The organism is Hymenobacter swuensis DY53 (assembly GCF_000576555.1).
Taxonomy (GTDB): domain Bacteria; phylum Bacteroidota; class Bacteroidia; order Cytophagales; family Hymenobacteraceae; genus Hymenobacter; species Hymenobacter swuensis.
Genome location: NZ_CP007145.1, coordinates 3,637,426 through 3,650,683, shown reverse-complemented (window position 1 = coordinate 3,650,683; position 13,258 = coordinate 3,637,426). Strand labels below are relative to the sequence as shown.

Annotated in this window: 11 protein-coding genes; 4 read left to right on the top strand and 7 right to left on the bottom strand. The window is 63.3% G+C overall.

From position 1 onward, the window contains the following. Nucleotides 1-978 (bottom strand): methylmalonyl Co-A mutase-associated GTPase MeaB, encoded by a 978-nt coding sequence (gene meaB, locus HSW_RS16880; protein ID WP_044004966.1) that lies wholly within the window; start codon nt 976-978, stop codon nt 1-3. Nucleotides 979-1,107: 129 nt separating this feature from the next. On the opposite strand from meaB, the gene HSW_RS16875 reads away from it, so the two are divergent. Then, a complete protein-coding gene (locus HSW_RS16875) occupies nt 1,108-2,505 on the top strand; it encodes a DUF5723 family protein (protein WP_044002920.1) in 1,398 nt (465 codons plus the stop codon). Nucleotides 2,506-2,660: 155 nt separating this feature from the next. Here HSW_RS16875 and HSW_RS16870 read toward each other — a convergent pair whose 3' ends face one another. From HSW_RS16870 to HSW_RS16850, 5 genes are all read right to left on the bottom strand, one after another. Beyond that, nucleotides 2,661-3,761: a YncE family protein gene (locus HSW_RS16870; RefSeq protein ID WP_044002919.1), complete on the bottom strand. Its 1,101-nt coding sequence runs from the start codon at nt 3,759-3,761 to the stop codon at nt 2,661-2,663. Nucleotides 3,762-3,874: 113 nt separating this feature from the next. Beyond that, on the bottom strand, nt 3,875-7,135 hold the full coding sequence (locus HSW_RS16865) for a M12 family metallo-peptidase (RefSeq protein WP_044002918.1): 3,261 nt from the start codon (nt 7,133-7,135) through the stop codon (nt 3,875-3,877). 144 nt (nt 7,136-7,279) lie between these two features. Beyond that, nucleotides 7,280-7,822 (bottom strand): NUDIX hydrolase, encoded by a 543-nt coding sequence (locus tag HSW_RS16860; RefSeq protein ID WP_052346550.1) that lies wholly within the window; start codon nt 7,820-7,822, stop codon nt 7,280-7,282. Nucleotides 7,823-7,916: 94 nt separating this feature from the next. Next, nucleotides 7,917-8,714, bottom strand: coding sequence for a M57 family metalloprotease (locus HSW_RS16855; RefSeq protein ID WP_044002916.1), 798 nt, complete (start codon nt 8,712-8,714; stop codon nt 7,917-7,919). A gap of 93 nt (nt 8,715-8,807) precedes the next feature. Then, nucleotides 8,808-9,563, bottom strand: a complete 756-nt coding sequence (locus HSW_RS16850) for a L,D-transpeptidase family protein (protein WP_052346549.1) — start codon at nt 9,561-9,563, stop codon at nt 8,808-8,810. A 133-nt stretch (nt 9,564-9,696) separates the two neighbouring features. On the opposite strand from HSW_RS16850, the gene HSW_RS16845 reads away from it, so the two are divergent. The 3 genes from HSW_RS16845 to HSW_RS16835 are packed head-to-tail and all read left to right on the top strand — an operon-like array spanning nt 9,697 to nt 12,341. Further along, complete coding sequence (locus HSW_RS16845) at nt 9,697-10,674, top strand: alpha/beta hydrolase (RefSeq protein ID WP_044002913.1); 978 nt, start codon at nt 9,697-9,699, stop codon at nt 10,672-10,674. 32 nt (nt 10,675-10,706) lie between these two features. Continuing rightward, complete coding sequence (locus HSW_RS16840) at nt 10,707-11,141, top strand: DUF4174 domain-containing protein (RefSeq protein WP_197031895.1); 435 nt, start codon at nt 10,707-10,709, stop codon at nt 11,139-11,141. Between the two features lie 42 nt (nt 11,142-11,183). After that, the gene (locus HSW_RS16835) at nt 11,184-12,341 is read left to right on the top strand and encodes an NAD(P)/FAD-dependent oxidoreductase (RefSeq protein ID WP_052346547.1); all 1,158 of its coding nucleotides are present in this window, start codon (nt 11,184-11,186) and stop codon (nt 12,339-12,341) included. Nucleotides 12,342-12,413: 72 nt separating this feature from the next. Here the strand turns inward: HSW_RS16835 and HSW_RS16830 are convergent, their stop codons facing one another. Then, nucleotides 12,414-13,205 (bottom strand): SDR family NAD(P)-dependent oxidoreductase, encoded by a 792-nt coding sequence (locus HSW_RS16830; protein ID WP_044002912.1) that lies wholly within the window; start codon nt 13,203-13,205, stop codon nt 12,414-12,416. Nucleotides 13,206-13,258 lie beyond the last annotated feature (53 nt).

Sequence of the window (13,258 nt, the reverse complement as noted above, 5' to 3'; positions counted from 1 at the left end):
TTACAGCCCCAGCAACTCCTCGGCTGCCCCAAACGCCGACTTGCGGCCATCCATTACCTGTTGGCGAATGTCGGGCAGGCGCTGGGCTACGGCGGGGCGCTGGTAGAAGCGGGTTTCCAGCGCCTCCCGAATGGTTTCGTGGAGCCAGTGCAGGTTCTGCTCCTGGCGGCGGCGCTGGAAATAGCCGCTTTCCTGCGTTTGCTGCACGTACTGCCCAATTATCTCCCACACCGCCGGCACGCCCGCTCCGGTAACCGCCGAGCTGGTCGTCACCACCGGATTCCACTGCGAAGGAGCCAAAGGGAACAGATGTAGCGCGTTCTGGTACTCGGCCCGGGCGCGGCGAGCAGCCAGCTCATTGCCGCCATCGGCCTTGGTGATGGTCACGGCATCGGCCATTTCCATGATGCCCTTCTTAATGCCCTGCAGCTCGTCGCCGGCCCCGGCCAGCATCAGTAGCAGGAAGAAGTCGACCATGCCATGCACGGCCGTTTCGCTCTGGCCCACGCCCACGGTTTCCACAAAAATAACATCGTGGCCGGCTGCTTCGCAGAGTACCAGGGCCTCGCGGGTGCTGCGCGTAACGCCGCCCAGGCTGCGGCCGGCCGGCGAGGGCCGGATAAACGCCTGCGGGTGGGCAGCCAGCTCGTTCATGCGGGTTTTGTCGCCGAGGATACTGCCGCCGCTACGCTGGCTGCTGGGGTCTACGGCCAGCACCGCCAGCCGCTTGTCCTGCTCGCGCACCAAATGCAGTCCTAGGGCTTCAATAAACGTGCTTTTGCCCACGCCCGGTACGCCTGTAATGCCCACCCGCACCGAGCGGCCGGCGTGGGGCAGTACCGCGTCGAGCACCTGCTGGGCCAGGGCCTGATCGGAGGGTAGCGTGCTTTCTACCAAGGTGATGGCCCGGCTGAGCAGCACGCGGTTGCCGGCCAGAATGCCGTCGATGTATTCGGAAGCGGAAAAGCGTTTGGGCACGAGGCGTAGGAAAATGTGGCGCAAGTTTTAGCTTGCGCCGTGCGCCGGGAAAAGAAGTAACTTCATCAACCGGCAACAGGACTGCCGGCGACTATCGCCGCAAGCTAAAGCTTACGCTACATTTTCGCCATGAACTTCTCCCGACTTGCTTCCGTGCTGGGCCTCGTGCTGGCGCTGCCCACCGCCCTGCACGCCCAGAATGAGCTGAGCAATTTCACGGCCACCGGCCGGGGCGGCGTGGCCACCACCTTCGCCACCGATTACCAGTCCATCGGCATCAATCCGGCTAACCTGGGCCGGGTGGGCACGGCTCGGGTAGCCTTCACCATTGGCGAGGTAGGAGCGGGCGTCAGCTCCCAGTCGCTCACGCGGCAGCAGCTGCGCCGGTTTATCTACGATACCAACCAGAACCTTACCCTGGCCGAAAAGCAGGCGCTGGCTACGGCCTTCAATTCCGATAACGCGGCCAACTTCAACGCCGATGCTACCACGTTCGCGCTGGCCGTGCAGCTGCCGGTAGTAGGCGGTATTGCGGTGAGCAACCGGGTACGCACGGCCGGCCACGTCGGGCTGAACAAAAATGCCGCTGACATCCTGTTTCTGGGCCGCGACGCGCCCATTTACACCAGTACCGCCGCCGGCAATGTTCCGCTGGTATCGGAGGCGTTGGCCGGGACGGATATGCAGTTTGCGGTGATGAACGAGTTTAACCTGGCCTGGGGGACGCAGATAGTCGACCTGCCGCTGTTCCAACTCTCGGCCGGCGCGGGCTACCGCTACATTCAGGGCATCGGCATCGTGGATATCAAGGTGCAGCCCGGCAACCTGCAGGCGTATAGCTCCATGTCGCCGGTGTTCAATGTCGATTACGGCGACTTGGTGAACAACCCCAGCTTCAACCTGAAAACGGGCAGTGGCTTGAGCCCGGTAGGCAAAGGGCACGGCTTTGATGTGGGGCTGGCCGCTGAAGTGGGCAAGGCCGTGCGCCTGGGTCTGGCCGTGACGGATATCGGCCGCATGACCTGGGAAGGCAACCTGCTCACGGCTAACGACCAGAAGCTGAAACGGCTCAAGTCGGAAGGCGTGGGGAGCTATAATTTCATTAAGGAAGCCGCCGAAATTTTTGCTTCCGGCTCCGACAGCCTGTTTCAGTATCAGACCGGTCAGGAACGCCGCGCCGACCTACCTACCAAGTTGCGGGCCGGGGCTGGCCTGCGCATCAGCGAGTATTTTGAGGCTGGCCTCGACGTGACCTTGCCGCTCAACAGCGTGGCCGGCAACCTGCCCTCACCTTTCATCGGGGCCGGCCTCGACTATAAGCCCGTGAAGTGGCTGCGCCTGAGCAGCGGCCTTACCGGCGGCGCGGGCTACGGCGTGAGCGTACCGCTGGGCTTTACCCTGGTCACCTCCATCTACGAAGCCGGCCTCAGCACCCGCGACGTAGCCGGCCTGCTCACCTCCGAAAACCCTTACCTCTCCGTTGCGGGTGGCTTCCTGCGCTTTAAGCTGGGCGGTAAAACGCAATAAACGGCGAATTTGTGATGGTGAGGTGTCATTCCTTGTAGGTCTTGACAAGCAGAAAGCCCCTGACGTCCGTGCTGGCGTCGGGGGCTTTGTGTTACTCCAGATTTTGGGCTCCGCGAAGGACAGATTGCTTCGGCTCCCCTTCGCAATAACACCGCCTACTTTCCTGGCTCCGTGATGAAGTTGGGAAGGCCGAGCTTGCTGCGGCGGCCACCGAGCTTGAGGCCGTCGTCCACATATTTGGCGGCGTCGGAGTTGGGGTTCTGGATGAGGCCGAGGTACAGGTTGTCTTCGCGGGCCACGTAGATGTTGCCATCGGGGGCGCGCTGCAGGGAGCCGACTTTGCGGTTGGCGGATTTGCCGATGACGGTGGCTTTACCGGTTTTCAGATCAAACTGAAACACCTGAGCCTGGCCGCCGCCCTCGCCGTTGCTGGAGCCGTAGAGTTTGCTGCCATCGGGGGAAAATTCTACACCGTAAGCCTCGGGGTAGGGGGCAAAGGTTTTGGCGTTCCGCACTTGGCCGGTAGTTCGGTCAAAGTCGAATACCTCATATTTATTCGCCTCCCGCCACAGCGCCACGGCCAGCTTACGGCCATCGGGTGAGAACTTCATGGCACCGATGGCGTTGCGGCCGGGGCCGGCGTGCATGCTGCCCACGTTGCTCATGATGGGCTTACTCTGCACCCCGTCGGCCGTTACCAGGAAGCTCACAAAGGCGTTGGAATTCCAGCGGTGCGCCACAATCCAGACGTCGCGGCCGTTCTGGTGGCGCACGGCGGCCAGTTTCTCTGCCACGGGTGAAATAAGCAGCGCATTAGAGCGGGGCACGTCGCCGAGGCCATTGTCGCGGGTCATATCCACGATGGAGTAGCGCAGCCCGTTGGGGCCTCCCTGGGCCCCCACCGTAAACACGTAGAACACGTTGCCGGAGCCCGGGTCGGGCACGATAAGGGCGCTCTGGGTGCTGGAGTTGGAACCCATCAGCTTTTTGCCGTTGGGCATTACTTGGTGCTGGCGGTTAAAAACGAACTCCCCGTTGGTGTAGAAGAGTAGCTGGCCCTGCTGGTTGGTAGCCACGGCCGAGCCCTCGTAGGTGGTCATTTTGCTGGTGAGCAGCGGCGTAGGCGTGCCGCCGCCTTCCGGGAACTGCAGCCCGGCCTGCTGCCCGAATAGCCACACGGACTGCTCGCGCTGGGCCAGGGCCACGCCGGGCAGTAGCAGCGCCAATAGCAAAGGCAGAAGAGAAAGTCGTTTCATCAGAGAGTAGGAATGAAAGAGGAAGCCGAAAAAGCAGACCATACGTCCGGATGCAATTTCGTGCCAGATTACGCAACACCCGCCAAAACGGTGCGGCTACCGGCCCTTACGGCCTACTCCAGCACCACCCGCTGCTGCCGGGCGGGGCCGGTGATGGGCTGCACCGTGAGTAGGTACAGGCCGTGCCAGGCCCGGGTTTCGGGCAGGCTGAGGGTAGTGTGGCCCATCGGCAGCGCCACCGTCAGGCGCAGCAGCACGCGCCCGGTCAGGTCGGTGAGGCGCAGCTCGGCGGGCTGGGCCGCGTCGGCTTCCAACTCCAGACGCAGCGGCTGGCCGCCCGGCACGGGGTTGGGAGCCACCGCCACGCGTAGCGGCCAGGGCTCGGCAGTGGCCAGCAAGGCTACTACGCCCGAGTAAGCCACCGTGCCATCCAGGTTCTGCACGGCCAAGCGGTAGTAGGCCGGACCGGTAGTGGCCCGCGCATCCGTAAAGGCGTAAGCGTGCGGGGCATTCGTGGCCGGGACCTGGCCCAGGACCGTGAACTGCTGCCCGTCGGGGCTGTACTGTACCGCAAAGTGCGCCACTTGGTTTTCGGAGGCCGTTACCCACTGCAGCTGGTTGCCGGTGGCTTCGCGGCGGCCGCTGAAGCGCGTGACCACCACCGGCAGCGGGGCCGAGCTCCCCGTGATGGTTATCCGGCGGGCGTTGCGGCTAAGCTGGCCGCAGGGCGCCACGCTGCTCAAGGCCGTCTGCAACTGGCTCAGGGTGCCGCGCTGCAGGTTGGTAGTGGGGTAGCCGCGCTGGAACAGCAGGCCGTACACGTCGTAGATGCCGGCGGGCAGGGTGCGCAGGTCGGCGGTGGGAGCCAGGCGCACCACTTGGTCGTTGGTCGTGTTCACCACCGCGTACTGGTAGTCGTAGCCCAGGGCCGCCAGGGAGGCGTAGGCCGTGCCGCCCACAGGCGTGGTGCTGAAGCTGATGGTATAACTGGTATTGCCCGAGGGTGTGCCGTTGAAGTTCGATACCACCAGCGTGTAAGGCTGGCCGGCCGTGAGCGAGGCCGTCACGTCGCGGGGCAGAAAGCCCGACTGCATGTTGTCTACCACCACGTTCTGGCAGGGGTTGGCTGGGTCGAAGCCCGCGCTGTTGTACAGGCGCAGCACCATGTTGCTGAAGCCAGTGGGTGTGCTGATACGGTAAGTGGCTGTGGCCGAGGGCACGAACACGTGAGCATCGTAATACGTCACGTTGCCGTAGCGCGTGCAGTTGTTGGGGCCTTCGTAGTTGGTAAGGTTGGTGGTGGGGTCGGAGGCGGCAATGGTACCGCTGAGCTGACTGGCCCCGGTGTACTCCGTGAGGCTGTAGCCCTGCTGGTCCAGGTTCAGCGCGGCGTCGCCAGGGGTGGCGGTGAGGTCGGTGGCGGGCAGTGTCTGCGAAGCTACCGGCGAGCAGGGCGCAATCGGGAAGTTGGCGTCGTTGATGTCGAAGAACACGTTGCCCACGGCTTCTACCCGCACCCGGGCCTGCTGGGTGGTGAGGTTGGGCACCGTTACGGTGACCGAGCCGGTGTTGGGCACGCTGGCCGCCAGCACCGTTGGGAAGGTCTGCCCGCCGTCGGCAGAAAGGCTGATGCGCACCTGCTGCACCCCGATGGGGGCCTGATCAGTGCCATTCACCGACCACGTTACGGTAGCCTGCTGGCCGCCAATCCACAAAGCCGGCTCGTTCTGGGTAGTCACGGCGAAGGGGCCGGTGCCGGGGGCCACGGTCAGTGTCACATTGTCGGTGGTGAAGGTGCCGCCGGCGGCCTGCTGGTCGCGGGCCGTTACGGTGAAATGCAGATCGCGGCCCACATTGGGCAGGGCTTCGCCAATCAGGTCGGGCGGACGGTTGGCGTTGGCCAGCACGTAGCGCAGGTCGGGGAAGGTGCGGCTGAGCGTGGTACGGGGCGGACGGGGCCGGAACAACGGGGCCTCGGGGTCGTCGATGGCAGCCAGACCGGCCTCGCCGGCAATGCTGCCCAGCGCTCCGTGGTTGGTGGCCGTGTAATCGAATTGCGTCCAGGTGTAAGCCAGCGGGTGGCCGTCGGGGTCAGTGCCGCTGGCGGTGAGGATGAAGGGCGTGTTGCGCGGAATCACGTAGTCGGGGCCGGCATTCACGGTGGGCGGGCGGTTGGTGTTGGCGGTGATGGTGGGGCAGTTCACGCTCAGCAGCTCGGCGCGCATCTGGGCCAGGGAGCGGGTACTGAAGTGGTCGGCCTCGGTGCCCGTCACGCTCTGCAGAGTTTGGCTGCCGCACACGTCGGTGTAGGCCATGATGGTGGCCCCGCCGCCGGGCTCCAGGTTGCTACCCAACGAGCGGGAGCCGCATAGGCCGGCGAAGGTGTGGGCGGCCCCGTGCTGATGCCCCATTTCGTGGGCCAGAATGCCCTGAAAGCCGCCCCGGTTGCCCACCCCCGACCAGGCCTGGGCCTTGTAGATAGCATCACAGACGACGCCCACGTAAGCCACCCCGCCACCAGTGTTGTGGAAACAGTGGCCCAGGTCGAAGTTGGAGCTGGCAAAGCGGCTGTTGATAAAGCTGCCCACTTCGCCCAGGTTCTGGTCGCGCAGGCGGCCGAGCGTGGCCGGGTCAGTGTTGGGCAGGGTGGCGGAAGTCATGGCCGAGAAGTAGTAGCTGCCGCTGGTGGGCCGGGTCAACTCGTAGCTCAGGGCCACCTCCTGCAGGTACAGCGCCGACATCTGATTCATGGCCGTCACCACGGCCTGCTCCACGGCCACGTCGGTGTTGCCGTTACTGGTGTAGAATTCCTGCGTCACCAAAATGGCGTAGCGCAGTCGGTGCAACTGAGTTCCGAAGCTGAACGGGGCAGGCAGGGTGCTAAAGCTGCCCGGCCGCAGCAGCTCGCCGGCCGGGGCCAGCGTGGCGCAGGGGCCCTGAGTGGCGCGCTCGGGGCGCAGCTCGTAGCGGCCCGCCCCGGCCGGCCGCAGGCTCGCCGACTCCGCGCCGGCCAGCACATCCAGCGTCAGTGCCCGGGGCGTGAGTACTACTGAAGCGCGGTGGTCGGGGGCACCGTCCTCGTAGCCCACAAACGTGCGTAGCCGCTGCTGGGCCACCGTATCAGTGGCGGGCAGCACAAACGATTCGGTGAGCACGAAGGGCCGGGAGCCACGCAAAGTGGGCAGCTGCAGGCGGTAAGTGGGCTGAGAGCCCCGGGCGGCTGGGGGCGTCAGCTGCCGCCGTAGCAGCGGCACATCGAGGCTGACAACCTGGGCCGTTGGGTTTTTCTGGGCGAGGGTCGGGTGACCCGGCAATAGTACTACGACGCAGCCCAAAAGCAGGCCGCGCAGGATGGAAAGGAATGGTTGTGGCATAGTCAGGTAAGCAGGGCGCGAAAGGAAGAAACGCCAAGCTACCCGCTATAAGTATAATTATTCTTATTTTAATAGGTTAATTAGTGCTTTTTATTTGTATTATGCAATTATTATCAAAGGTGTATATATAAGTAGATATCATGCTTATACCAGCCACTCCCCAGCCAGCAGGCGCGGAATCAGGGGCCTGATGATCTGATAGCTGGCTCCCCACAGCGGGTGGCCGCCGGCCAGCCGGTAAAACGGGATGCGGCGCGGACCGGGCCAGCCAGGCAGCTCCCAGCTTTCCTCGGTGTGGTTGGCGGCGTCGGCCAGAAAACGGAGCGGAATTTCCAGTACCTCCGCTACCTCTTGCGTTTGCCACTGCCACGCGGCCGGCCGCCGGATGCGGCCTAGAAACGGACTGATGCGGAAACCCGTGAGCACCGGCACGGTGGGCAGCGCGGCCAGTATTGCTACCTCCGAGGGCGGCAGAAATACTTCCTCGTGGGCCTCCCGCAGGGCAGTGGCTTGCAAATCGACATCGGTAGGTTCAGGCTTGCCGCCGGGGAAGGCCAACTGCCCGCCGTGCACGCCAAACGCGGCCCGGCGTACCATCACTACCTGCAGTTCACCGGCTGCGTCCCGAAATACGGGTACCAGTACAGCCGAGGCGCGCAGGTTTTGGGGAATCGGGAAATCAAGCATAATAACGCAACAGCGCCGACGCGGGTAAGTCCGCGTCGGCGCTGGTAAAGTACGGAATCAGGCTGCATGTGGCTGCCTGCCGGAGCCGTAAAAGCTAGTAGAGGTAGCCGAGGGCCGTGCGGTCATTGGCGTTGAAGGGGCGGCTCTGGCCTGAGCCAATGCAGGCCAGCATCCAGGAATTGGGGTCGGCAGCGGAAGGAGTACCCGGAATCAGAATAGCACCTACCGTACTGGCCCCTTCGTTAGTGGTGGAGCCACCGCAGCTATAGCTCCGGTCCATATAGTCGGTGTGTCGGAAGCCAATGCAGTGCCCGATTTCGTGGGCCAGAATGGTGGCGAGGTAACCAGTAACCGGGTTAGTGCCAATGGCGCGGGAGTTTACCTTCACCTGGTTATACGGAGCACCACCGCTGGGAAAGCCGGCCGAGGCCAGGTAGCTGCCGTTGGCGCGTACAATGCTGATGGTAGCCCCCGACGAAACCCGCGCAAAGGTGAGCTGCAGATTCTGGGCGTTGTAGCGGGCAATGGCTTCATCCAGCCCGGCCACGTAAGAGCTGGGTAACTGGCTGGAAATGCTCACGGTAATTACCCGGGGCAGGCCCGTTACCAGGTTAGTTGTGCGGTACTGCTCATCCTGGCCGACGCGCAGCAGCTGCACAGCGTCGCGCTTGCTCAAGTCGCTGGCCGAAAGCACAATGTCGCCTTCTACTACGTAGTTGCCATCTTCATCGCGCTGCACATCGGCGGCACTGAAGCCCAACTGTCGGATCTGGCTCAGCGCGTCGGCACTGATATCCTGTTTGGTGTTTACCACAGCTTCCTTTTCTGAGCAGCCGCCCAAAACAGTCAGGGCTATCAAGCTGGCAGTGCACAAGTAAGAGGTGAAGTTCATAAGGTGTTTGGTTGTGGTGAGTAGATGAAGTTAATGTACTTATTAAAGTAATAGTATGGTTATTTTAATCAAATTTTAATTCCGATTATAGGTTCACCGTACTGCGTAGGTTCCGGCGCCAGTCACCGTTACTGTTGGCAACTCGTGGGAGTCCTCAAACACCTGGTAACCCGGAGCCAGCTGTTGCCAGAACGCCAGATGCGGGCTGGCCATGCGTCGCGCCAAGTTATCGGCCGTCAGTTCAAACGGGAAAATATGCACCGGAATACTGGTCTGGCCGGCTGCCCGGGCTTCCACAGCCAGCACGTACAACTCCCGGACGCCCTCGTCGGTAATGGGCAGGCAGCCGATGGTTTCGTGGGAGCCGTGAATAAAAATGTCGTTGCCAGGGTCTAGCGTACCGGCGCGAAATGTATCGGCCGTGTTGGGGTAGTCCAGGCCCAGGGAGAGGTAGTATTTGCTGTCGGGGTTGAAGCGGTTGATGGTGTAGAAGCCCTCCGGAATCTGGCCGTCGCCGGCCCGCCGCTTGGGCCCCAAAGTGCCCGAGGTACCGGCCAGCCGAAACGTGCGTAGCAGCACGAACTGCCCGGTGCCCTGGTTGCGGCCCCAGGCTTCCAGCCGCCGACCTACCTTAAACGCCCGCAGAAACAGCTCCAGCTTTTCAGGAGCTAGGCCGTTGCTACGGAGCAGAGTCTGCACCGTTGTTTCGTGGGCCGCGTAAGCCGTCCGTACTTTCGGGAATAGTAGCTGATTGGCCCTAAAGGACGGATTGGGCTCGGGAGTGCGGGCAGAAGAGCGGGCGTACAGAGCCGCCAGCAGCGCGGCGGCGAGCAGGAGAAACAGGCGCATAGGAGGAGGGAAGGCGGCCCCAACCCGGGCCCGCTGCCAAATAACGGAAGCTGCCTGGGCTTTCGTATCGGTCGGTTACTATATAGCTACCTGCTGCCGTTTATCATTCCATCGGCTTTTGCGTAGAGCCGTTATGCCTCCTGCTTCCTCCGTTCCCGTTTCCTACCAGCCCGACCCGTTGGGTCCTGATTTCGAACAGCTCATCCTAGCCCAGCCGGCCGATTACGAAGGCCCCGTCCGGGCGGTGCTGGTGCGCTGCCGGGCGGCCCCGGCTGGGCCCGTCCGGCGGGCCGTGCTGTACGTGCACGGCTTCAACGACTATTTCTTCCAGCGCGAAATGGCTGCCGAATACACGGCGCACGGCTACCGTTTCTACGCCCTCGACCTGCGCAAATACGGCCGGGCACTACTGCCGCAGCAACGGCCCAACAACATGCGGGACCTGGCCGAATATTTCGCTGACCTGGACGCAGCCTTGGCGCAGGTGCAGGTGGAAGGCTACCAGGAAATAGTGCTGAGCGGGCACTCCACGGGTGGGCTAATCACGGCGGTGTATCTGGCCCAGCGTCAGCCGCCGCTGGTAATGGCGCTGGTGCTGAATAGTCCGTTTCTGGAGCTGCACCAGTCGTGGCTGCGGCGGCAGGTGGCCGTGCCGGTAGCGGCGGCGGTGGGGGCGCGGTGGCCTAATCTGCCGCTGCCCGCCGGCCTGCCCGATACGTACGGGCAAAGTCTGCACCGCGCGTACCGAGGCCAGTGGGAGTATAATCTGGCCTGGAAACCCAACCACGTATTTACCGTGAATGCCGGGTGGCTGCGGGCTATCCGGCGCGGCCAGCGGCGGGTGCGCCAGGGTCTCGGATTGCGCCAACCTGTACTGGTGCTGCACTCCGACCGCACCCTGGGTGGGCGGCAGTGGCAGGACGATTTTCAGCGTACCGACATCGTGCTCAACGTCACGCACATTCAGCAGCTGGCCCCCCGGCTGGGCTCCAATGTGACCACGCAGGCCGTGCCCGGGGCCATTCACGACGTATTCCTCTCGGAGCCGGTCGTGCGGGCTGCTGCTTATGACTACGTGTTCGAGTGGCTGGAAGGTAGCGTTGGCCGTTGAAGGAAAAGCTCACCAGTGCTGCTGCCATGACTATGAAAATCACCGTTTCTCTGCTGTTGCTGACTTTGCTGCTGCACTGTGCAGCGCTGGCCCAAACGGCCCCTGCTGCTTCCCTGGCAGCTACGCTCAAAGCCAGCAAATGGCAAAAGCGCGTCCTGCTGCTGTGCGCACCCAACGCCGATAATGCCGATTTGCGCCGTCAGCAACAGCTGCTGGCGCCGGTCCGGGCAGAACTGAATACCCGCGACTTGCTGGTGCGCGAAGTGTTTACCAGCCAGCTCCCACCCGCCGACCAACGCTACGCGCGCGAACAGTTGAAAGTCCCCGCCAACGGCTTTGTTGTGATTCTGATAGGGAAAGATGGTGGGGTAAAGCGGCGCGAAACCTCTCCGCTGCCGCCCGCGCAACTCTTTTCCACTATTGATGCCATGCCCATGCGGCAACAGGAAATGCGGCGGCCCAACTAAGCAGCCGGCCGTGTAACTGAAGCCGGGTGCGTACTTTCGGGCGTGGCTGTAGCTCCGGAGTATGATGTACTGATTGTGGGAGCCGGTCCGGCCGGAGCTGCCTGTGCGCTGGCACTGGCTGGGAGCGGGCTACGCGTCGGGCTGCTGGATAAGGCCCGTTTCCCGCGGGATAAAGTGTGCGGCGACGCTATTCCGGGCCCGACGTTGAAAGCCCTGGCCCGCCTGCGCCCCGCATATGCGGCAGAATTACGCCAGCTTACCGAGCCCCACCGCACCGATGTACGCCGTAGCCGGCTGGTGTCACCGGGCGGGCGGGAGCTGAGCGTGGAGTGGCAGGCGCCGGCTTTCAACTCGCCCCGGCTGCACTTCGATGAAGTGCTGCTCACGCTGGTGCGCCGCCATACCGCCACTGAAATTCTGGAAGACAGCCCGGTGAAAACGGTGGCGGCCACTGCTGCCGGCGTAACGGCCACGTTGGCCGGCGGCCGGGAACTCACGGCGCATTTGGTCATCGGGTGCGACGGGGCCAACTCGGTGGTGGGGCGCTGCCTGCTCCCCCGGCCGCTTGATCGGGCCCGGCACTGCGCTGCCGTGCGGGCGTACTACCGGGGCGTAACGGATGCTCCGGCCACCACCAGTGACTTTCTGTTTCTGCGGCGGCACCGGGCCGGGTATTGCTGGGTGTTTCCGGTGGGCAATGGCTCGTATAACGTCGGCTTCGGCATGCTCTCAGAGGATATTGCCCGCGAAAAGATAGACCTGAAACAGGTACTGGCGGAGCTGCTGGCTACACATCCAGCGCTGGCCCCACGCTTCCGGGAAGCCCAGCAGCTGGGGCCGGTACAGGGTTTCGGCTTGCCGTTGGGCGGCTCCGGACGGCCGCTGGCGGGGCTGCGCGCCCTGCTGTGCGGCGACGCGGCCGCCCTCATCGACCCGCTCCAGGGCCACGGCATTGATAAAGCAGTTATCAGCGGCATTCTGGCGGCTGAGCACGCCCGCCGCTGTTGCGAAACCCAGAATTTCAGCCGGGCTTCCCTGCAGCAATATGAGCAGGCCGTGCAGCAACGGCTGGGCCGGGACCTGCGCCGCCGCTACCGCCTTATGCGGCTGCTGGCCCGGGCTCCGGGGCTGGTTGAAGCCGCTTTCAGGCTGGGCCAGTGGCCGTGGCTACGGCGGTGGCTAATCCGGGCGGTGGGGTAATAGCAAAAGGTGCGTTTGCCGCTCAGGCGACCTTATTGGGGTCACATAAGTAGCAAACGCACCCATGCTGGTTTATCCAATGCTGCGAATAACGCCGCCATCTACCCGCACCGAGGCCCCGTTGGTGGCCACGGCCAGCGGACTGGCGAGGTAGGCTACCATGTTGGCAATTTCCTCCGGCGTAATGAAGCGCTTGAGCAGGGACGAGGGCCTGGCGTCGCGGAAAAAATCGTGCTCGGCTTCCGCCCGGGTTTTACCGTCACCGGCCAGCTGCTTCAGGAATTCTTCCACTCCCTCGGAAGCAGTGGGGCCGGGCAGCACGGAGTTGACAGTTACTTCCGTGCCGGTAGTCAGTTCGGCTAGGCCACGGGCCACGGCCAGCTGGGCCGTTTTGGTGGTGCCGTAATGAATCATTTCCTGCGGAATCTGCAGGCCCGATTCGCTGGAGATGAACAGGATGCGGCCCCATTTTTTTTCCAGCATCAGGGGGAAATACTGACGTGAGAGGCGCACGCCGCTCAGCACGTTCACCTCAAAGAAACGCAGCCAGTCCGCATCCGAAATTTCCGTAAAAGGCTTGGGCTCGAAGATGCCCACATTGTTTACCAGAATATCCACGGCGGGAACCTCGTCCAGCAGCCGCTGCACCTGCTCGGCCCGACCAAAATCTACAGCTACGCCGCGTAGCCGGGCAGTGGGAGTTTCCTGCAGAATGGTAGTGCGGGCTTCGTTAAGGCGGGCTTCGGTACGGCCCGTCAGGATAACCTCGGCTCCTTCCGCCGCCAGCCGGCGGGCAATGGCCAGTCCGATGCCGGCCGTGGAGCCCGTTACGAGGGCAAGTTTATCAGTGAGTTGCAAATCCATGAGCAAAGCCAGAAAGTGAACCTCCATAACCCGGCCAGCGCTATTTTGTCTGC

What these genes read in the sequence shown, in the direction of transcription:
- HSW_RS16875 (WP_044002920.1), top strand. Translation starts at nt 1,108, where the DNA reads ATGAACTTCTCCCGACTTGCTTCCGTGCTGGGCCTCGTGCTGGCGCTG.
- HSW_RS16870 (WP_044002919.1), bottom strand. Translation starts at nt 3,761, where the DNA reads ATGAAACGACTTTCTCTTCTGCCTTTGCTATTGGCGCTGCTACTGCCC.
- HSW_RS16865 (WP_044002918.1), bottom strand. Translation starts at nt 7,135, where the DNA reads ATGCCACAACCATTCCTTTCCATCCTGCGCGGCCTGCTTTTGGGCTGC.
- HSW_RS16860 (WP_052346550.1), bottom strand. Translation starts at nt 7,822, where the DNA reads ATGCTTGATTTCCCGATTCCCCAAAACCTGCGCGCCTCGGCTGTACTG.
- HSW_RS16855 (WP_044002916.1), bottom strand. Translation starts at nt 8,714, where the DNA reads ATGAACTTCACCTCTTACTTGTGCACTGCCAGCTTGATAGCCCTGACT.
- HSW_RS16850 (WP_052346549.1), bottom strand. Translation starts at nt 9,563, where the DNA reads ATGCGCCTGTTTCTCCTGCTCGCCGCCGCGCTGCTGGCGGCTCTGTAC.
- HSW_RS16845 (WP_044002913.1), top strand. Translation starts at nt 9,697, where the DNA reads ATGCCTCCTGCTTCCTCCGTTCCCGTTTCCTACCAGCCCGACCCGTTG.
- HSW_RS16840 (WP_197031895.1), top strand. Translation starts at nt 10,707, where the DNA reads ATGAAAATCACCGTTTCTCTGCTGTTGCTGACTTTGCTGCTGCACTGT.
- HSW_RS16830 (WP_044002912.1), bottom strand. Translation starts at nt 13,205, where the DNA reads ATGGATTTGCAACTCACTGATAAACTTGCCCTCGTAACGGGCTCCACG.